Source organism: Marisediminitalea lipolytica (assembly GCF_001758465.1).
In the GTDB taxonomy this organism is placed as follows: Bacteria; Pseudomonadota; Gammaproteobacteria; order Enterobacterales; family Alteromonadaceae; genus Alteromonas; species Alteromonas lipolytica.
The window spans coordinates 74,947-95,429 of sequence record NZ_MJIC01000016.1 but is presented as its reverse complement, the minus strand read 5'-3'; the positions used below and the strand labels follow the sequence as shown (position 1 = coordinate 95,429).

Sequence of the window (20,483 nt, the reverse complement as noted above, 5' to 3'; positions counted from 1 at the left end):
GGAATTAATCCCTGTGTTTACAGGCATCCAGTTGTGCCTGCAGCGCCTTTTTACCAAGGCTTTCTGCGGTCTCAATGTTAGTTTGCGGTATCGATTCCGGATCGGCATGATGGGCCAGCGCCTGTTCCATTTCGGCTTCGCGAATAATATGAATAACCGGATGGGGGGCGCGATTGGTAAAATGGCTGGCTGCGCCTGAGGGTTCGCCATCGAACAGATAGTCGGGGTGAAAACTGGCTAACTGATAGCAGCCTTCATAGCCCCAGTGTTCCAGTGATTGTTGAGCCACATCAACCAGTAACAGGTAGTCCTCAAAATCCTGCCATCCCAGCGGCAACACTACCAGCGTAGTAGACGTTTTTGGGGTTTCATCCAGATGGTCAAATTCGGCGCGCAGGCCGGTTAGCACTTCGGCCATATCGTCAGAGGCAATATCCACATAGCGGATGCGCTGTTGATCGCGGACAAACCGGGCAAAAGGGCAGAAGTTATGCCCGATTACCATGGTATCAAGCCAGCGCTTTACATCCTCACAGGCTGGCGTTGGTGGGATATAGTTCATAACCGGCGATTAAGAGTGAAACTTAACGTAGGATTCCAGTGTGTTTTCAATCAGACTGGCAACGGTCATCGGGCCAACGCCACCGGGTACCGGCGTAATCCAGCCTGCTCGTTCAACGGCTTTATCAAATTCGACGTCACCAACCAGTGTGCCCTCAGCAGTGCGGTTAATACCCACATCAATTACGATTGCACCAGGCTTAATCCAGTCGCCGGGGATAAAAGCAGGTTTGCCTACTGCTACTACCAATAAGTCGGCACGACCTACGTGGCTTTTTAAATCCTGAGTAAATTTATGGCAAGTGGTTACTGTACATCCGGCCAACAGTAATTCCATGGACATCGGACGGCCAACAATATTGGAAGCGCCAACAATAACCGCATCAAGCCCTTTGACCGGGCGCTTAGTAGCTTCGATCATGGTCATGATGCCCTTGGGCGTACAAGGACGTAGCGCGGGAATGCGCTGTGCAAGACGGCCAATATTGTATGGGTGGAACCCATCCACGTCTTTGTGGGGATGGATACGCTCGAGAATTTCTTCAGCATCCAGACCCGCCGGCAGCGGTAATTGCACTAATATGCCATCAATGGCCGGGTCATTATTCAGTTCGTCGACCAGATCCAACAGCTCTTGCTGCGAGGTGTTTGCAGGCAGATCATAGGAGCGTGAGTTAAATCCCACTTCATCGCAGGCTTTTCTCTTATTAGCAACATACACCTGAGAAGCCGGATCGCTGCCAACTAACACCACCGCCAAACCAGGCTCCCTTTTACCTGCTTGTTTCAGTGAATCAACATATAAAGCGACATCTCGTCGAACTTGTTTGGCAATGAGTTTGCCGTCAATCAAATGGGCGGTCATAGTTACTGGCTGCTTAATGAAGTAATTAATTAAAAAACGATAGGAGCTGTATTTTCCCACAAGTATAGCGGCTAAGGCAAAACAACAAACGCGAATTCTTCCGACGACGTGATATTTTGGATAAATTTATAGCGAGTTGCTGGCTTTGTGAGCATACGATGATTTTAGTGTAAAAAAGTGTTTGACGAGGTAGGGGCAAGTAGGTAGTATGCGCACCCCGTAGAGGCCAGTAAGTTTACTTCCTCTGCACAGGTTCGGTGAGTGGCGCAGCTTGGTAGCGCACTTGTTTTGGGTACAAGGGGTCGCAGGTTCAAATCCTGTCTCACCGACCATTTTTTGCTAGCGTAGATTCGCCGAGCGTCCGTAGCTCAGCTGGATAGAGCAACGGCCTTCTAAGCCGTGGGTCGCAGGTTCGAATCCTGCCGGACGCGCCAACGCGAAGTCGGGCAGATGAGAACCTAAGGTTCGACCAAATTTGTCTGGAACAAATTGGCACAGCCGCAGGCTGGTCCGAAGGACAACATACACGATGTATGTTGCAATCCTGCCGGACGCGCCAACGCGATGTCGGCAGAAGTGACTAGCAAAAAACAAATAATAGTTACCACTCCACAACTATTATTTGTATAATGCAACACCTCAATGGTGGGCGTAGCTCAGTTGGTAGAGCCCCGGATTGTGATTCCGGTTGTCGTGGGTTCAAGTCCCATCGTCCACCCCATTTTCTCGCGGAAGTGGTGGAATTGGTAGACACGCTGGATTTAGGTTCCAGTGCTTCACGGCGTGAGAGTTCAAGTCTCTCCTTCCGCACCATTTTCACCGGTTCAGCAACACAGATTAAAGTCGGTGAGTGGCGCAGCTTGGTAGCGCACTTGTTTTGGGTACAAGGGGTCGCAGGTTCAAATCCTGTCTCACCGACCATCTCTCTTAACTGTCCCAGTTAAATTTTCTACAAAGAACGCCGCACACCCCTTGTGATGGGGAGCAGTTCAGCACATTGTCGGGAGCAATGTGCAACAGCGCTTTAGCGCTGGCCCGAAGGGCGAAGGACAGGAGTCCGCAGTCAATCCTGTCTCACCGACCATCTCTCTTAGCTTTTCCAATTAATTTTCTACAAAGAACGCCGCAGACCCCTTGTGTTGGGGAGCAGTTCAGCACATTGTCGGGAACAATGTGCAACAGCGCTTCAGCGCTGGCCCGAAGGGCGAAGGACAGGAGTCCGCAGCCAATCCTGTCTCACCGACCATCTCTCTTAACTGTTCCAGTTAATTTTTTACAAAGAAAGCCGTAGAGTCATTAAGCTTTTGATTCCAGGAAATCTGTCGTTGGTTGAGCGCGATTTTCTCAAATCATTAATTTCTTTTTTCTCCTGAATGGCCACTGCTAACGCACCCTAAAGCCTTTATATTTCTTACTTTGCACGTTGTTTTTCCTGCCACAACAGAAACCACTGATTTATGCTCGACTCTGTTGTTCTCAAACTGTATACTACTGCGTCTTTTTAAGGCTGCGCTTAGTTTATAGCGCGATGAATCGACCTCTTACCTGGGTTTTTATCACTGCATGCAGTGACGGGCGAGAGGCTGGAAAATAGAGCGTATTAGGCGCAAAGTTGAGGTAATACAATGCAAGTTTCAGTCGAGACGACTCAGGGTTTAGAACGCCGTCTTACTATTACTGTTCCTGCTGAGTCAGTAGATAACGCCGTTAAGTCGCGTTTACAGCAATTAGCGAAAACTCAGCGTATTAACGGTTTCCGTCCGGGTAAAGTACCAGTAAGCGTAATTAAGAAACGTTACGGTCAAGCAGTTCGTCAGGAAGTGGCTGGTGACGTAATGCAGCAAAACTTCTATCAGGCCATCGTTCAGGAAAAAATTAATCCTGCTGGCATGCCTTCATTCGAACTGACTAAAGATCAGGACGGTGAAGATTTTGAGTTTGTTGCAAAATTCGAAGTTTACCCAGAAGTAGAAGTTAAAGGCGTAGACGAAATCGAAATTGAAAAAACAGTTGTAGAGATCTCTGATGAAGATCTGGACAGCATGTTAGAAACGCTGCAAAAGCAACACGGTGAGTGGAAAGAAGTTAAGCGTAAAGCACGCAAAGATGACAGAATCGTTATCGACTTCGTAGGCACCATCGACGGCGAAGAATTTGACGGCGGTAAAGCTGAAGACTTCACCCTTGAGCTGGGTAAAGAGCGCATGATCCCAGGCTTTGAAAAGCCTCTGGTTGGCGCTAAGAAAGACGATGAAGTTATCGTTGATGTAACTTTCCCTGAAGACTACCACGCGGAAGCGCTTAAAGGTAAAGAAGCACAGTTCAAAGTAAACGTGAAGAAAGTTGAAGGTCTGACGCTGCCAAAAGTAGACGAAGAATTCGCTAAACTGTTCGGCATTGAAGACGGTGACGTTGAAGCGCTGAAAGCGGAAGTTCGTAAGAACATGGAGCGTGAGTTAAGCCAAACGCTTAAAACTCAGCTTAAAGAAGACGTGATTGCAAAACTGGTTGAGAAGAACGAAATCGACCTGCCTGCTGCACTGGTAGATCAAGAAGTTAACGCGCTGCGTGAACAAGCTAAACAACGTTTCAGCCAACAAGGCGGCGGTGCAAACCTGCCTGACCTGCCAGCTGATCTGTTTAAAGACAATGCTACCCGTCGCGTTACTATCGGTCTGTTGTTAGGTGAAATCATCAAGCAAAACGACCTGAAAGCTGACCAAGAAAAAGTAGACAGCCTGATCGAAACCATGGCATCTGCGTATGAAGATCCACAAGAAGTTGTTGATTACTACAAAAATAATCAGGAACTGATGCAACAAATGCAAAATGTTGCACTCGAAGAACAAGCGATCGAGTGGGTTGTAGCTCAGGCTAAGGTCACTGAAGTGAGCAAGCCGTTTGACGAGGTTATGAACAAACAGGGGTAATTTTGCACTCCTGGATTGACTTAACCTACACGCAACTGTTTAAATGCTCGGTCTAGTCCGAGCATTTTTATTTCTGTTAGTACTTAAGGTAACCGCATAATGCATAGCCCGTTTGATCCAATGAATGCACTTGTCCCCATGGTTGTTGAACAAACCGCAAAAGGGGAGCGTTCTTACGATATCTATTCTCGTCTGCTCAAAGAAAATGTGATTTTTCTGGTGGGTCAGGTTGAGGATCACATGGCCAATCTTATCGTGGCACAAATGTTGTTTTTGGAAGCGGAAAATCCGGAAAAGGATATCTTCCTGTACATCAATTCTCCAGGCGGTTCGGTCACCGCAGGTATGGCAATCTACGATACCATGAAGTTCATTAAGCCTGATGTAAGCACTGTATGCGTCGGCCAGGCCGCCAGCATGGGCGCGTTCCTGTTATCAGGCGGAGCCAAGGGCAAACGTTATTGTCTGCCTAACGCGCGGGTAATGATTCACCAGCCCTTAGGTGGTTTCCAGGGCCAGGCATCTGACTTTGAAATTCACGCCCGTGAAATTCTCAGCATCAAGGAAAAATTAAACCGACTGATGGCTGAACACACTGGCCAGGACTACGAAACAGTGGCTCGTGATACCGACCGCGACAATTTCTTAAGTGCTATCGAAGCGAAAGAATATGGTCTGATCGACCAGGTTTTAACAAATCGAACTGACGCATCCGCCACTAAGTAGTATAGTTATATAAAGCCCGGCACTGGTTTTGTGTATGCCGGGCAGTCCAGAGGCAAGAATCTATGAGCGATAAACAAGGCAGCGATAGCGATAATAAACTTTTGTATTGCTCGTTTTGTGGAAAGAGTCAGCACGAAGTCAGAAAGCTGATCGCAGGACCTTCAGTGTTCATTTGCGATGAGTGCGTAGAACTTTGTAATGATATTATTCGCGAAGAAATTAAAGATATTTCACCGAATAAAAACAATCAAAACGCATTACCGAAGCCACAGGAAATTCACGAACATCTGAATGACTATGTGATCGGGCAAGAGCACGCCAAGAAAGTATTATCCGTTGCGGTATACAACCATTATAAACGCCTGCGTAATGGCGACGTGCATGATGGTGTTGAGTTAGGCAAGAGTAACATTCTGTTAATCGGGCCAACGGGTAGCGGTAAAACGTTGTTGGCGGAAACGCTGGCTCGTTTACTCGACGTACCATTTACTATGGCTGACGCCACTACGTTAACCGAAGCGGGTTACGTGGGTGAAGACGTTGAGAACATTATTCAAAAGCTGCTGCAAAAGTGTGATTACGATGTAGAAAAAGCCCAGCGCGGGATTGTTTATATCGACGAAATCGACAAAATCAGCCGTAAATCTGACAACCCGTCAATCACCCGCGATGTGTCGGGCGAAGGCGTACAGCAGGCCTTGCTCAAGCTGATCGAAGGTACTGTTGCGTCGGTACCACCGCAAGGTGGCCGGAAACATCCGCAACAGGAATTCCTGCAGGTAGATACCTCTAAGATTCTGTTTATCTGTGGCGGTGCATTTGCGGGACTCGATAAAGTTATCGAACAGCGTTCTGCCCAGGGCAGTGGTATTGGTTTTGGTGCTGAGGTTAAATCCAAGGAAGATAAGAAAGCCGTGTCAGACCTGTTCCGTCAGGTCGAACCTGAAGATTTGGTTAAATATGGCCTGATCCCGGAATTCATCGGTCGTTTACCAGTGGTGACCAGCCTTGAAGAACTGAACGAAGAAGCACTGATTCAGATTCTGAAAGAGCCGAAAAACGCCATCACCAAACAGTATGGTGCATTGTTCGCAATGGAAGACACCGAACTGGAGTTTCGTGAAGACGCCTTGTTCGCTATAGCGAAAAAGGCCATGCAGCGTAAAACCGGTGCCCGTGGTCTGCGTTCGATAGTGGAAGCCGTGCTGCTGGAAACCATGTACGAGTTACCATCAATGGACAACGTGTCAAAAGTGGTCATCGACGAAACGGTTATCCGTGGTGAATCGAAACCCATATTAATTTACGACAACGCCGACAAGAAAGCGGCGAGTGAGTAATTAATTTTTAAAAGGCCCTTAAATTAAGGGCCTTTTTTGTATCAAAACTCCGCGTTTTTGCGCTATCTTAGATTCAACGTATTGAATATCCGGCATATCAACGCTGAAATTAGTACAAAACATTCTTAGGTTGATTGAACTTTGTCTGCCTATCCCCATATAAACAGTCATTAATAGAAAAGATAGAGAAGAAGTATGACGTCAGAGCGAGAAAATCGCATTGAAATTCCTGTACTGGCCTTACGGGACGTGGTTGTTTACCCCCATATGGTCATACCCTTATTTGTTGGACGAGAAAAATCCATTCGTTGCCTGGAAGCGGCCATGGACAGCGACAAACAGATCTTTCTGGTTGCGCAAAAGGATGCAGGGATCGATGAACCCGATACCAATGATATATACAGCGTAGGCACCATTGCTACCATCCTGCAGTTACTTAAATTACCCGACGGCACGGTTAAAGTGTTGGTCGAAGGTAATGTTCGCGGTGAGATTGCCGAATACACCCAATCAGAGCCTTACTTTATTGCAGACATTCAGCGCACAGAAGACGAAAATCTGTCTGAAAGTGAACAGGAAGTCCTGATTCGTTCCGCCGTGTCGCAGTTTGAAGGCTATGTAAAACTCAACAAGAAAATACCGCCAGAAGTGCTAACGTCGCTTAACGGTATTGACGATGCTGCGCGCCTGGCCGATACCATGGCCGCGCATATGCCATTAAAGCTTATTGAAAAGCAAAAAGTGTTGGAAATGAAAGGCGTGAATGAACGTCTCGAATATTTGATGGCACTGATGGAAGGCGAAATCGATTTACTCCAGGTTGAAAAGAAAATCCGTACGCGGGTTAAAAAGCAAATGGAGAAATCCCAGCGCGAGTATTACTTAAACGAGCAAATGAAAGCGATCCAAAAAGAGCTTGGAGAGCTGGATGATGCGCCGGATGAGTTTGAAGCGCTGAGCAAAAAAATTGAAGACGCCAAAATGCCCGAGGAAGCTGAAACAAAAGCCAAAGCGGAGCTACAAAAGCTGAAGATGATGTCGCCAATGTCGGCTGAAGCCACCGTAGTGCGTAGCTATATCGACTGGCTGACCAGTGTGCCTTGGCATAAACGCTCTGCAGTTAAGAAAAACCTGGCTAAAGCAGAAGAAATTCTTAACGCGGACCATTATGGTCTGGATAAGGTTAAAGAACGCATTATTGAATACCTCGCCGTGCAGCAGCGTGTGCGTAAGCTTAAAGGTCCAATTCTTTGCTTAGTTGGTCCTCCTGGTGTGGGTAAAACCTCGCTGGGTCAGTCCATCGCTAAAGCGACTGGCCGTAAATATGTGCGTATGGCCTTAGGCGGCGTGCGTGATGAAGCTGAAATTCGCGGTCACCGCCGTACTTACATCGGTTCGTTACCGGGTAAGCTAATCCAGAAAATGGCCAAGGTTGAAGTGAAAAACCCGCTGTTCCTGCTGGATGAAATCGATAAGATGTCATCGGATATGCGCGGTGATCCGGCGTCGGCGCTGCTTGAAGTACTGGATCCGGAACAAAACAGCAGCTTCAGCGACCATTATCTTGAAGTGGATTACGATCTTTCAGATGTTATGTTTGTGGCCACCTCAAACAGCATGAACATTCCGGGGCCGCTGCTCGACCGGATGGAAGTCATTCGTTTGTCTGGTTACACCGAAGACGAAAAACTGAACATTGCTACACGCCATTTAATTGGCAAGCAGATTGAACGTAATGGTCTGAAGAAAAACGAGCTGGAAATTGATGACTCTGCCATTATCGGCATGATTCGTTATTACACCCGTGAAGCGGGCGTACGGTCATTGGAACGCGAAATTTCTAAAGTGTGCCGTAAAGCCGTGAAAGACATCCTGCTGAATAAAGCTACCAAGAAAGTGGTAGTTAATCAGGATAACCTGAAAGACTATCTGGGCGTGCAGCGCTTTGACTACGGTAAAGCTGACAAGAACAACCAGATTGGTCAGGTAACCGGCCTTGCCTGGACCCAGGTGGGTGGCGATCTGCTGACTATCGAAACAACGTCGGTTCCGGGTAAAGGTAAAATGACGTCGACCGGCTCTCTCGGTGATGTAATGCAGGAGTCTATTCACGCTGCCATGACCGTTGTGCGTTCGCGAGCAGAGAAATTGCGTATAAACAGTGATTTCTATGAAAAACGCGATATTCACGTTCACGTACCTGAAGGGGCGACACCGAAAGATGGTCCGAGTGCGGGTATCGCGATGTGTACGGCCTTAGTGTCCAGCCTGACCGGTAATCCGGTTAAATGCGAAGTGGCTATGACCGGTGAAATTACCCTGCGTGGTGAAGTGCTGGCCATTGGCGGATTAAAAGAGAAGCTGTTAGCGGCTCACCGTGGTGGTATAAAAACGGTGGTCATTCCAAAAGAAAATGAGCGTGACCTGGAAGAAATTCCGGATAATGTAAAACAGGATCTCGAGATTCATCCGGTTCAATGGATAGATGAAGTACTCGATATTGCTTTACAGGAGCCGGTAGAAAGTTTTAAACCGGTTGCGCTTAACGGCGAATAAATCACCATATAAAATCGCTGAAGCGCGCGTCATTCCTGAGCATCAGCGGTTTTCTCTGACCTTTTGGTTAATTTTTATCCATCTGATGTGGTAAAACCCGTTTTTTTTAACTTTAGGGGCTTCAAAGTCCGAAAAGTTGTGATACCTTAACTGCTGGATTCGCTTGAAGCCTTGTCACTAAAGGGATGGCAGCGATTCAGTAATAAGTTAAAAAATTGTAAAGCTAAGCTTGATGTTAAACTTCAAGCTTGCTATAACGTCTGGGCAATGAACTGAATTATTGTTTTGCGGACGAGAGCATAATAACAAACGAAGGGGATCTAATTGTGAACAAGTCTCAACTCATCGATAAAATCGCTGCTGGTGCAGATATCTCTAAAGCTGCTGCTGGCCGTGCATTGGATGCTTTCACTGACGCGGTAACTGAAGCGCTGAAAGAAGGCGACCAGGTAGCTCTGGTTGGTTTCGGTACTTTCTCTGTAAGAGAGCGCTCTGCACGCAGTGGTCGTAATCCTCAAACTGGTGAGACTATCGAAATTGCTGCAGCTAAAGTACCTTCTTTCAAAGCTGGTAAAGCACTGAAAGACGCTTGTAACTAAGCATTAGATATTTTTTTGAAAAGGCGATGGATTTCCATCGCCTTTTTTATTGCTGCAAGCAAAGGAATCACGCTTCAGCATTCTATCCGGGTGAATGTTAAGCTATAATCCCCGCTTATTTGTCCTGCCTGCACCTAGCAAAATAATAGCAAGAGTTGGGTTGGAAGAGTTGTAATACAACGGAGTTAAAATCGAGTCATGCTAGAAAGGATCAGAGAAGGTTCTCAAGGCCCATGGGCGATGGCGATTATTGCCCTGATCGTATTGAGTTTTGTGTTTGCTGGTGTCAGCAGTTATGTGAATTCATCAGGCGTTACCGCCGCTGCTGAAGTCAATGGCGAGCCCATCAGTCAACAGGATGTCGAACGCGCTTATCAGGCACAACGCGCCCGGTTAGAGTCACAATTTGGCGAGGGTATCAGCGCACTTTTCAGTGATGAAAATTATTTGCGCGATTTTCGTCTGAACGTGCTGGAACGCTTAATCGCGGACACACTGGTACAGCAGAAAGCCGATGATATGGGCTTACGGGTGTCAGATAAGCAAATTCGCGAAGCCATTACGGCTATGCCTGAGTTTCAGACCGACGGACGCTTTGATAACGAGCGTTATCAGATGTTACTGCGCCAGAACGGTTTTCAGCCAAGTGATTTCCGCGATTATATGCGCCAGCAAATGACGCGTGAGCAATTGGTCAGAGCGTTGCAGGCCAGTGACTTTAGTCTGCCTGCAGAAGTGAACACAGCTCACGTGCTGCAAGGTCAGACCCGCAATGCTGATTATCTGATTGTTGATTCTGCACCGTTTGCCAAAAAAGTAGAGATTACTGATGCTGAAGTTGAAGCCTTCTATCAGGAAAATCTGAGCCGCTTTGATACTCAGGAAAAAGTCAATCTGGCGTACGTTTCGCTCGCTGTAGAAGATTTGAAGGGCGAGGTAAGCGTCAACGATGAAGAGATTGAGCAGGCTTACCGCGATAATATTGCGCTGTACAAAACGGATGAAGAACGTCGCGTTTCCCATATCCTGGTAGAATTTGGTGATGATAAAGCTGCGGCTAAGTCTCAAGCCGAAGCACTGTTAGCTGACCTCGGCCAGGGCGCAGATTTTGCTGCTTTAGCCAAAGAAAATTCAGCTGATACGTTTTCGGCTGAAAATGGCGGTGATCTGGACTTCATTACTGCTGGTCTGATGGATCCGGCATTTGATGAGGCGGCATTTGCTATCGCTGATGTTGGTGATACGTCAGGCATCGTGGAAACGGAATTTGGTTTCCACATCATCAAACTTACCGATATTAAGCCGGTAGAGGTTACCCCACTGGCTGACGTGCGTGATGAAATCGAAGCACAACTGTTAACCGATAAAGCAACCGACGAGTTCTATGCGCTACAGTCAGATATGGCTAACCTGGCGTTTGAGGTACCAGACACACTGGAAGATGTTGCCGGTGCGGTTAACGGAACAATCAGAGAAACCGGTTTAGTTACTGCCGCTGCGGTTCCTGTGCCGCTGAATGTTCCAGCAGTAACCAGCAAAATGTTCGACCCGGACTTTATCGAGGAAGGTCTCAACAGTGACGTGATTGAACTGAGCAACGATAACGTCGTTGTGGTACGTGTTGTTGGCCATGAGCCACAGCGTACTCAGTCACTGGATGAAGTCAGAACCCAGATTCTGGCTCAGTTACGCGCGCAAAAGGCGCAGGAAGCGGCATTTAACTGGGCAACCACCGTGGTTGAGCAGCTTAATGCGGGTGAAACGCCAGCGCTTGTGGTTGATGACATGAGCCTTGAGTGGGAGAGCAAAGAAGCGATTACCAGAAACTCAAGCGAGTTACCGCGTAATCTGGTTGATTTGCTGTTTACCCTGGGCACAGACGCGCCTGATAACATCGATATCGCTAAATTGGGTTCGGGCGATGCCGGAGTGGTGCGTTTGACTGCTATTAATGCGCCAGCGGCATTGTCAGATGAAGAGCAAACCCGACTCAAGCAACAGGTAATGGCGACCTACAGTCAGGCAAACTATCAAAGTTTTGTTGACTCGTTACGCGCTGCGGCGGATGTAACCATTAATCTGTAAGCGTTAGCGATAGATTAAATAATAAAAAAGCAGGTCACTCTTTAGTGACCTGCTTTTTTTGTGCAACCTGCTTTGTACAGTGTTAATGAGTAACAAAATACATAATGGTAAAGAACACGGCAATGACCGAAGAAATAACCAGAATATACTGAAATCCCTGTTTGCCATCGGCCAGACTATAGCCCTTATAGGTCAGATAAAAAAACCACACCAGACTAAGTAGTAGTGGAATAAGTACGATTAATTTAAACATAATGCTTTTGTCGTATTACCCGTTATTAATACTACTAGTTTTTCTGTTCATTACCCTCAGGTCAAGGGAAATTCCTGTCCGGCTAGCTTTATTGCATCGCCAGTAAGGGTTTATTGTACGGTTTCATCATTAAGGCAACCTGACTGCTGTCAGCCAGAGGCTGAGAATAGAGCTGGCTCTCTGGGATCTGCAGAGCGGTTTTTTGTGACACCATCGCCTTTAATTTTTGTTCGTCAACCTTGCCTTCTTTGATCACCGACTGCAATTCTTCTTCACTGAGTTGTGAAGTGAATCCGCCTGGTAAATAAATGGTTCCGTTTGAAAAGTCTACCGCAAAGGCCACCACGCCCGGCACAAAGAAAAACAGTAGCCCCAGGGCGTCTAACAGCACCACTGAGGTATCCAATCGGCCATCTGTCTGACCTTTACGCTCCGGGTGTAAAATGGTGCCACAAGCCGTGAGATTGAGAATAAGTCCGCTTGAAATGGTTAATGAAATCAGTTTTTTCATGATGCTTCCTCTTAATTGAATGGGGGATTGCGCTACTGCAAAGGCATAACTAAGAAGAGTGAGTGCAAGTAGGGTGCCTGTTTAAAATTTGACCTGATTGCATTTAAAATAAACCATTCAATACAAATGGTTAAGCCAAAAAAGTAAGTGGTTACTTTAAGCAAAGGCGCGGCACGATGAGATGCCCTGTTGTGAGAGATTTACAGGGCTGTGTAAAACTTTTATTCGCTATAACGGTGAGCTGTCAGTAGTTAACTCTGTACCGACACACGCTCGGAGCGGCGCTGTTTCAGGCCAAATAAAAAGCGCATTGGGTTAAAGGGCCTGATAACAAAATAACAGAGGCCGGTGGTAAGGAGTAACGACAGCATAAATAGGCTGACTGATTTTGCTGCTATAGCGGCATCCCATTGCACAATGTAATAGCCTAAGGCCACAATGACGGTTTGGTGCAGAATATAGAATGGGTAAATCAGCTCATTGCTCTGGCGCAGCCAGGAGGGCGAGGATATCAGATACTGACTGCCGTAGCCCAGCATCACCAGCATGGCCGACCAGGACACCAGAGCACACAATGCCCACCAGATTTGCCAGCGAACCGTAAGCGAACCTAAAAAGCTGAAGTCTCCCAGATAGTAAATATAAAAACACAGACTGAAAAAGACGAAGAAACAGAGGTTGGTGCGGCGGAAATGCCGCAGTGTTGTCCATATTTCCTGGCGGGACATAAACAGCATGCCGGCTAAGAAAAACAGTAAATAAAATACCGAAACCGAAAGGTTTTCAATACTGCCATGTTGTTCCGGATAACTTAGTTTTAGCCCCCCTCTGATCAGCACTACAACAGCGCCAATGATCATCAGGCTAAAACGGTACTGGCACAGCCTGACCGTTAAATCTGTCAGGCTTTTGTTGGTCCGGTGTCTTAGCAGCCAGTAAACCGGAATGGCCAGCAGCATAAATACAATCAGAAATTCCACAAACCAGAGGTGCTTGTTATCAAACAGCAGAATACGTTGCTGATAGGCGTCCCACAGCGAAGCATAATGCTCCGGCGATTCGAAATAGGCTTGCGGCGGCGTAATAAACATCATGCCAATAAGCAGTGGTATCAGGAGGCGTTTGAGTTTGTTTAGCAGGAAAGCGCCAGCAGTGAGTTTGCCCAACAACAATACGCTCCCTGCGCCAGCAATGGTGAATAACGTGGGCAAACGAAGCTGCTCAAAATACACCATGATGTCATCCAGTAATTTACTCGATTGCTGGTTCATGACATGCCAGTCATCCCCATTAAATGGCATAAAAACATGGTGGGTAAATACGGCCAGAATAAGGCCGATACGCAGCCAGTCCAGCTCTGCAAAACGTTGTTGCGGTGTTACTGCCATAATACGTAAATTCCTGATGGCTCACTTAAAACAAAGGAGCACCATGCTATCGAAAATTCAGCAGCGAGTTGAGACTTACTCTGTAAGTAATTGTAAATTCGTAATTATCAGCGGAGGGGAACAGAGTTTCCCCGGCGAAGATTGCCGGGGATAAGGATGTTTAAGCAGATTTAGCCAGCTCATGGGTTTGCAGGTAACGCTTACGTTTTTTCGGTAACAGCTTGTCGGTATCGACCACAACCAGGCCATCCACACAGTCACAAAAGTCCGGATCGATGTTGAAGTCTAAAAAGGCCACACCATCGTGTTCACATACTTCGGTATACTGCTTATAAAGCGTGGGAACGTTTACGCCCATGTTGGCCAGCAGGTGTTTAAGCTGGGTGAATTCTTTTTTGTAATCAACACCTGCAAATTCGGTCAGGGCGTCGCCTGGCAGCTTAAACGGAATTTTGGCTTCTGCTGCGCCGAAACGCGCCGGGAAGTGGGTCGCGTAAAACTGCACGATTAACTGCTTGGCAGGCTGCGGGTAACTATCGCTCAGACTTACCGGGCCAAATAAATAACGGTAGTGCGGGTAGCGGGTTAAAAACGCGCCGATACCAAACCACAGGTAATCCAGACTGCGTTTACCCCAGTAACGCGGTTGCACAAAACTGCGTCCCAGTTCCAGTCCTTCTTCAAACAGCTTCGGGTTGTCCCGGGCATAATCGAATAGCGTGGCAGAATATAACCCGGTTGGGTGATCAGGCTGACTAAGAATACGCGCATCACCAAAGCGGTAAGCACCCACAATCTCCAGATCGTTTTCATCCCACAGGATCAGGTGATAGTAATGATTGTCGTATTTATCAATGTCACGGCGGTGCAGGGTCCCTTCTCCCACAGCGCGAAAGGCGATTTCCCGTAAACGACCAATCTCACGCATGATCACTGAGCTGCCCTGATGCAGGTAAAGGTAGATATGTTTACCGTCAGAGGTTTCACCTAAGTGCTCACATTGTCTGATAGCCCGGGACAGCTCTTTTCTGTCTTCGGGCATGGCGATAGCCGCCTGCGTAGCAAAGATGCCTTTACGGTTAGTACCAACCCGATACAGATGCCGTTTAAACAGCTTTACCTGATCCGGTACGGAAATGGTCAGCGACTGATAACTGGAAAAGGGGATAAGCTCACCAATACGCATAGGCAGCGATTTGCGGCGCTGCTTAAACATCTCTTTCACCAGTAGTGCGGTTGCCAGTGGCTTGTAGACCATGGACACGCCATAGAATAACGGTGAGTTTTTCGCATCAATAAAAATTGGCAGAACAGGCGCCTTTGCCTGGCGAGCCATACGCAGGAAGCCACTGTGCCAGTGTGTGTCACGCACACCCTGTGGACGTAACCGCGAAACCTCACCCGCCGGGAAGATCAACACCGCGCCGTCTGAGGCGAGGTGATCATGAATAGCTGCCAGATGTTGTTTGCGCGTACCGCCCTGCATGTTATTTACCGGCAATAACATGTCACGCAGTGGCTCTATGGCCATCAGCATCTGGTTGGCCACCACTTTCAGGTCATGGCGGATTTCTGAGATAAGCTTAATCAGGGCCAGGCCATCAATAGAACCAATCGGATGATTAGCAATAATAACTACCCGGCCTTCACTGGGGATGCGCTCGCGCTCAGTGTCCCTTACCGAGGTACTGACGTTAAAGTATTCCAGTACCTGTTCAACAAAATCGATACCGTGGTAATGCGGGTAGGTCTGGCCAAAGTCGGCGATTTCCCTTTCGTGCAACAAATGACGCAGGGCAAAGCGCAAGGGTTTGCTTAGCAGGCTGTGCTTGGCCACCTGCGGATAGTACTCATCGAGCAATTCATCAACAGTAAACATATTCGGTACACTTAAGGTTATTTCGCCACACGATAGCAGCGATTTGTGACGATATGCTCACAGTTGTGTTGCAGTTCTTTGACAGTTGGGCGCCGCAATGATCAGGCAGCCCGACCTGTTTTGATGAAATCTGCCAGTACCGATACGTTGTTCGAGTGCTTGAGGTATTCGTTAAAGTGAATCAGTGAAAGTTGGCCAGCGTTGTCTTCAACCAGTGCCGAACAGTTCTCAATCCAGTCACCATCGTTAATATAGTGAACGCCATTCACCATAATCGATTCAGGATGGTGAATATGGCCGCAGATAATACCGTCCAGGCCTCTTTCAGCGGCGTGCTTACAGCCGGCTTCACGATAGCGTTCTATGGCTTTGTTAGCGCCTTTAATGTGCTTTTTAATATAGCCTGCGAGTGACCAGTAATGATTGTTGCGCCAGGCTCTGAAGCGGTTGTACCAGCGATTTAAAAACAACAGGAGGTCGTAGCCCTTATCGCCAATCCAGGCATGAAATTTACCCAGTGTCACATCAGCATCAAACTGATCGCCGTGAAGTACCAGATAACGTTTGCCGTCTGCCGTGGTGTGCACTAGCTCGCGCTCAATCTCAATATCGCCAAAGGCCATACCCGAGTATTTCTGAATTGGCGCGTCATGATTGCCAGGAAGATACACCACCCGGGTGCCCTGATTACTCATTTGCATGAGTTTATGCATGACCTGGTTATGCGCATCCGGCCAGCGAAACTGTTTTTCCATTTGCCACATATCGACGATATCGCCAACCAGATAAAGTGTTTCGACCGAGATGCTCTGCAAAAACTCAAGCAGGAACTCTGCTTTGCAGTCTTTGTTACCAAGATGAATATCAGATAACCATACAGCTTTATAGTGGAGTTTTGCCATCACATGTTCCCGGCGGTTCGCTACTGGTAAAGTTTCTGGTACTTTACCCACGTGCCTTGACAGTTAGGTGACGGGTGTTTGACCGTTCGATGACGAGTTGTTGAAGTTTAAATGACAGGCATAAAAAAAGCGCCGTAGGCGCTTTTTTAAACTAAACGTCAGTGGGTGATTAACCCAGCGCTTTGATTTGCGCAGCCAGACGGCTCTTATGACGAGCAGCTTTGTTCTTGTGAATCAAACCTTTTGTAGCCATTCTGTCAAGAATTGGAGTCGCAGCAGACAGTGCAGCCTGGGCACCTTCTTTATCACCAGAGGCGATAGCCGCTACTACTTTTTTAATACTTGTACGAGTCATGGAGCGACGGCTGGCATTATGCTGGCGACGCTTTTCGGCTTGAATTGCACGTTTCTTAGCAGACTTGATGTTAGCCAAGGTGTAACTCCCAAAAAAATTCATGTCAAAAACGAGGGTGCGGATTGTGCCTAGCTATCGGCTAATTGTCAAACAATTTATCGCCGTTGAGCGCAACTTTCTTCCACTGGGGCGATATTATACCTGAGTTAATACCCGGGCCTCCAGTAATTATTCGCTGACATCGACACTTGATTCAGGTCAAATGCTTCTCTGCATAACCAGCGATAATGGTCTACAGTAAAGTTACCTTTCCCGTATTGGGAAGCTAAATTACTGAATACGTAGAATAATACTTAAAATAACTATAGCAGGAGTCTGGTAATGCTAACGGTTGCTGACATTATGACTTGCCCGGTAATGCAATTACATGAGGGCAATACTTTACATGATGCCCATTATATTACGCGCCATCGCGGCATTCGCCATTTGCCGGTGGTTAATCAGGAAACTCAACAAATCATTGGCGTGGTGACACAAAAAAGTCTGATTGCCAAGGTAATGAGCCTGATGGTGCTTTATGGCAGCGATGTGCTGGAGCAACACGAAAAACAAACCAACATAATGGAAGTGGCGGTGTGTGACTTTGATACGATTAAGGCAGACGAGACCATTCAGGACGTTGCACCATTCTTTTTACGCAATAAGCATGGCTGTTTACCCGTGGTTGACGATAACAACCATGTTATCGGGATTGTGACGTCTACCGATTTTGTTAATTTGTCGATGATGCTTATCGATAAGCTGGATCGATTGCAAGGCTGACAGCAGCTGCTCTAAGCAATTAATTATTGGTTTAATTCCGTTTAATTACGATACAATAACCGGCACAAATAAGTGCAGGTGTCAGTGGGGCACCCAAAAGGGAATGTTGTGTCGAAGAAATTAATCAAATCAGGCCTGATTGTTAGTACCATGACCCTGCTTTCACGGGTACTGGGCCTGGTTCGCGATGTCGTCATTGCCCGGCTGATGGGCGCGGATGCAGCGGCCGATGTGTTCTTTTTTGCTAATAAAATCCCTAACTTTCTGCGCCGCTTGTTCGCCGAAGGAGCATTCGCTCAGGCCTTTATTCCTGTGCTTACCGAAGTGCATGCCGAAAAAGACGACGTAAAGCTTAAACAATTTGTGGCCCATGTTTCGGGAACACTGGGTGCCATTGTATTTGTCACCGCGATTATCGGTGTGTTTGTGTCTCCGGCCATAACCGTGTTATTCGGCGCAGGCTGGTTTATTGATTACCTTAACGATCAGCCCGACGGCGCGAAATTTGAACTGGCCAGTGCCATGCTCAAAATTACCTTTCCCTATATTGCCTTTATTTCTCTGACCGGACTGTCCGGCGCTATTTTAAATACATTAAATAAATTTGCCGTGGCTTCCTTTACCCCGGTTTTACTTAATGTATGCATTATTGCCTGCGCCTACTGGTTGTCTCCCTTTATGAGCGAGCCTGCTTTTGCGCTGGCCTGGGGGGTGTTTATTGGTGGTATTGTTCAGCTTGGCTTTCAGTTACCTTTTTTGTATCGGGCCGGTTTACTGGTTAAGCCTGAGTGGGGCTGGCGCGACCCGGGTGTGGTAAAGGTCAGGACGCTGATGATCCCGGCATTATTTGGTGTCTCTGTTGGCCAAATCAATTTGCTGCTGGATACGTTTATTGCCAGTTTTCTGGTAACCGGTTCCATAAGCTGGCTGTATTATTCTGATCGCCTGCTGGAGTTCCCGCTGGGGCTGTTTGGTATTGCTATCGCAACCGTTATCCTGCCAGCCCTTTCCCGTAACCATGTGGGCAAGGACGAGCTGGGTTTTTCTGGCAACATGGACTGGGCGGTGAGAATGGTGTGTCTGTTAGGCATACCCGCTGCGGCTGGTTTGGGTGTGCTGGCTGAGGAAATCCTGTCGGTCATCTTTCAGCGCGGCGCTTTTACGGCGGAAACGGCGAGAATGGCATCCTACAGTCTGATGGCTTATTCCCTGGGGCTACTCAGTTTTATGCTGGTTAAGGTGCTGGCGCCCGGGTACTACTCGCGGCAGGATACCAAAACACCGGTTAAATTCGGTATTTGGTGTATGGCCGCCAATATGCTGTTTAATCTGATTTTTGCGATTTCTTATGGCTATGTTGGTCTGGCTATTGCCACCAGTTTATCGGCTACGCTGAATGCGGTTTTACTGTATCAGGGACTGACGCGACAGAAGGTTTATACCGTGAGCCGTCTTACCGTTGGGTTTGTGATGCGCGTGCTGGTAGCCACCTGCGCCATGGTTGCCGCTATTTTGTGGTGTCAGCATGGAGTGGAATTTACTGCTTTGACTTTTCATGACAAGGTATTGTCAATTTCGCTAACCATTTTACTCGCTGTTATCGTCTTTAGTGGCGGTATGTTCGCCATGGGCATTCGTCTGCGCCATTTCAAATCCAAGGCCTTTTAGCGATTGGTATTGCCGGCCGGGTAGTTTATAATCGCCGGCTTTGTAGCATATTCATCTCATAAAAGGTTGCTGTTAAACGTGGAGCTAATCCGGGGCCTTAACAATTTAAAAGCCCATCATCACGGCTGTGTACTGACAATAGGCAAGTTCGATGGTGTCCATTTAGGGCATCAGGCAGTGCTGTCTAATCTGATTGAACAAGCCCGGCGGCTATCGCTGCCTGCCACTGTGATGGTGTTTGAACCACACCCTGAAGAGGTGTTTACGCCTGAAACCGCACCAGCTCGCATTAGTCCGTTGGCTGAGAAGTACCAGTTGCTTAAAGCTCAGGGGGTCGACCGACTGCTCTGCGTCAGGTTTAATGCTCAGTTTGCCGCGCAATCACCCGATGAGTTTATTGAACACCTGCTGGTGGAAAAGCTGGGCGTTAAGTTTTTAGTGGTGGGTGATGATTTTCGGTTTGGCAAAGGCCGCCAGGGCGATTTTACCCGACTGGAACAAGCCGGTAAGCAGTTGGGCTTTGAAGTGGTAAGCACGCAAAGTTTCGTCATGCAGGATTGTCGCATTAGTTCTACCGCGGTTCGCGAAGCGCTGGCCGATGGCAATTTTGCGTTGGCGCATTCCATGCTGGGTCGCTCCTTTTATATTTCCGGCCGGGTCATTCACGGCGAAAAGAAAGGCCGGACCATCGGTTTTCCCACTGCCAATGTCTTGTTAAACCGTTGTCAGACCCCCATTACAGGCGTATTCGCAGTAAAGCTTAATATCGATGGCAAGCTGTTCACCGGCGTTGCCAATATTGGCTCACGGCCCACCGTCAACGGCCAGCGTAAGCAACTCGAAGTGCATATCTTCGACTTTGCCGGCTCTCTGTACGGTCAGCATATTACTGTAGTACCGGTAGCCAAAATACGAGATGAACAACGTTTTAGCAGCCTGGAAGCCCTGCGCGAACAAATCGCGCTGGATGTTGCCCGGGCGCAACAGATTTTAATGAATAACGATGACCTGTCAGAGGTCTGAAACCGGGATAACTCCCGATA

The 20,483-nt window shown here is 47.6% G+C and carries 17 protein-coding genes and 5 tRNA genes; 14 read left to right on the top strand and 8 right to left on the bottom strand.

The features are described 5' to 3' along the window. Positions 1-4: 4 nt before the first annotated feature. Both BFC17_RS18905 and folD read right to left on the bottom strand, forming a co-directional pair. Complete coding sequence (locus tag BFC17_RS18905) at positions 5-562, bottom strand: DUF1415 domain-containing protein (protein ID WP_070178077.1); 558 nt, start codon at positions 560-562, stop codon at positions 5-7. Between the two features lie 9 nt (positions 563-571). After that, complete coding sequence (folD, locus tag BFC17_RS18900) at positions 572-1,426, bottom strand: bifunctional methylenetetrahydrofolate dehydrogenase/methenyltetrahydrofolate cyclohydrolase FolD (protein WP_070178076.1); 855 nt, start codon at positions 1,424-1,426, stop codon at positions 572-574. A gap of 255 nt (positions 1,427-1,681) precedes the next feature. Here folD and BFC17_RS18895 point away from each other — a divergent pair. The 11 genes from BFC17_RS18895 (at position 1,682) to BFC17_RS18845 (ending at position 11,662) form a co-directional block, all read left to right on the top strand. Further along, positions 1,682-1,758, top strand: a tRNA-Pro gene (locus BFC17_RS18895). Between the two features lie 25 nt (positions 1,759-1,783). After that, a tRNA-Arg gene (locus tag BFC17_RS18890) sits at positions 1,784-1,860 on the top strand. A 211-nt stretch (positions 1,861-2,071) separates the two neighbouring features. Then, a tRNA-His gene (locus BFC17_RS18885) sits at positions 2,072-2,147 on the top strand. Between the two features lie 7 nt (positions 2,148-2,154). Beyond that, a tRNA-Leu gene (locus BFC17_RS18880) sits at positions 2,155-2,239 on the top strand. 31 nt (positions 2,240-2,270) lie between these two features. Further along, positions 2,271-2,347 (top strand) — tRNA-Pro (locus BFC17_RS18875). Positions 2,348-3,051: 704 nt separating this feature from the next. Further along, complete coding sequence (tig, locus tag BFC17_RS18870; protein WP_070178075.1) at positions 3,052-4,356, top strand: trigger factor; 1,305 nt, start codon at positions 3,052-3,054, stop codon at positions 4,354-4,356. 96 nt (positions 4,357-4,452) lie between these two features. Beyond that, positions 4,453-5,082 (top strand): ATP-dependent Clp endopeptidase proteolytic subunit ClpP, encoded by a 630-nt coding sequence (gene clpP, locus BFC17_RS18865; RefSeq protein ID WP_070178074.1) that lies wholly within the window; start codon positions 4,453-4,455, stop codon positions 5,080-5,082. A 62-nt stretch (positions 5,083-5,144) separates the two neighbouring features. Then, positions 5,145-6,422 (top strand): ATP-dependent protease ATP-binding subunit ClpX, encoded by a 1,278-nt coding sequence (gene clpX / locus BFC17_RS18860; protein ID WP_070178073.1) that lies wholly within the window; start codon positions 5,145-5,147, stop codon positions 6,420-6,422. 195 nt (positions 6,423-6,617) lie between these two features. Beyond that, complete coding sequence (gene lon / locus BFC17_RS18855; RefSeq protein ID WP_070178072.1) at positions 6,618-8,978, top strand: endopeptidase La; 2,361 nt, start codon at positions 6,618-6,620, stop codon at positions 8,976-8,978. 326 nt (positions 8,979-9,304) lie between these two features. Continuing rightward, positions 9,305-9,577 (top strand): nucleoid-associated protein HU-beta, encoded by a 273-nt coding sequence (gene hupB, locus BFC17_RS18850; RefSeq protein WP_070178071.1) that lies wholly within the window; start codon positions 9,305-9,307, stop codon positions 9,575-9,577. A 198-nt stretch (positions 9,578-9,775) separates the two neighbouring features. Further along, positions 9,776-11,662, top strand: a complete 1,887-nt coding sequence (locus BFC17_RS18845) for a SurA N-terminal domain-containing protein (RefSeq protein ID WP_070178070.1) — start codon at positions 9,776-9,778, stop codon at positions 11,660-11,662. Between the two features lie 82 nt (positions 11,663-11,744). On the opposite strand, the gene BFC17_RS22645 is transcribed toward BFC17_RS18845, so the two are convergent. From BFC17_RS22645 to rpsT, 6 genes are all read right to left on the bottom strand, one after another. Further along, the gene (locus BFC17_RS22645; protein WP_175439603.1) at positions 11,745-11,915 is read right to left on the bottom strand and encodes a hypothetical protein; all 171 of its coding nucleotides are present in this window, start codon (positions 11,913-11,915) and stop codon (positions 11,745-11,747) included. Between the two features lie 88 nt (positions 11,916-12,003). Then, a complete protein-coding gene (locus BFC17_RS18840) occupies positions 12,004-12,426 on the bottom strand; it encodes a hypothetical protein (RefSeq protein ID WP_070178069.1) in 423 nt (140 codons plus the stop codon). Between the two features lie 251 nt (positions 12,427-12,677). Then, positions 12,678-13,814 carry an acyltransferase family protein gene (locus BFC17_RS18835; protein ID WP_070178068.1) on the bottom strand — a complete coding sequence of 379 codons (1,137 nt, stop codon included), beginning with the start codon at positions 13,812-13,814 and terminating at the stop codon, positions 12,678-12,680. Between the two features lie 160 nt (positions 13,815-13,974). Further along, positions 13,975-15,693, bottom strand: a complete 1,719-nt coding sequence (olsF, locus tag BFC17_RS18830; protein WP_070178067.1) for a bifunctional ornithine lipid synthase OlsF — start codon at positions 15,691-15,693, stop codon at positions 13,975-13,977. Positions 15,694-15,794: 101 nt separating this feature from the next. After that, positions 15,795-16,595, bottom strand: coding sequence for a UDP-2,3-diacylglucosamine diphosphatase (locus tag BFC17_RS18825; RefSeq protein ID WP_070178066.1), 801 nt, complete (start codon positions 16,593-16,595; stop codon positions 15,795-15,797). Positions 16,596-16,764: 169 nt separating this feature from the next. Beyond that, positions 16,765-17,028 carry a 30S ribosomal protein S20 gene (gene rpsT, locus BFC17_RS18820; RefSeq protein ID WP_070178347.1) on the bottom strand — a complete coding sequence of 88 codons (264 nt, stop codon included), beginning with the start codon at positions 17,026-17,028 and terminating at the stop codon, positions 16,765-16,767. Between the two features lie 303 nt (positions 17,029-17,331). Between rpsT and BFC17_RS18815 the strand changes: the two genes are divergently transcribed. The 3 genes from BFC17_RS18815 to ribF all read left to right on the top strand — a co-directional run bounded on the left by BFC17_RS18815 (position 17,332) and on the right by ribF (position 20,463). Continuing rightward, a complete protein-coding gene (locus BFC17_RS18815) occupies positions 17,332-17,772 on the top strand; it encodes a CBS domain-containing protein (protein WP_083271853.1) in 441 nt (146 codons plus the stop codon). Positions 17,773-17,880: 108 nt separating this feature from the next. Next, on the top strand, positions 17,881-19,440 hold the full coding sequence (gene murJ, locus BFC17_RS18810; protein ID WP_070178064.1) for a murein biosynthesis integral membrane protein MurJ: 1,560 nt from the start codon (positions 17,881-17,883) through the stop codon (positions 19,438-19,440). 78 nt (positions 19,441-19,518) lie between these two features. Further along, positions 19,519-20,463 carry a bifunctional riboflavin kinase/FAD synthetase gene (gene ribF / locus BFC17_RS18805; RefSeq protein WP_070178346.1) on the top strand — a complete coding sequence of 315 codons (945 nt, stop codon included), beginning with the start codon at positions 19,519-19,521 and terminating at the stop codon, positions 20,461-20,463. Positions 20,464-20,483: the final 20 nt, after the last annotated feature.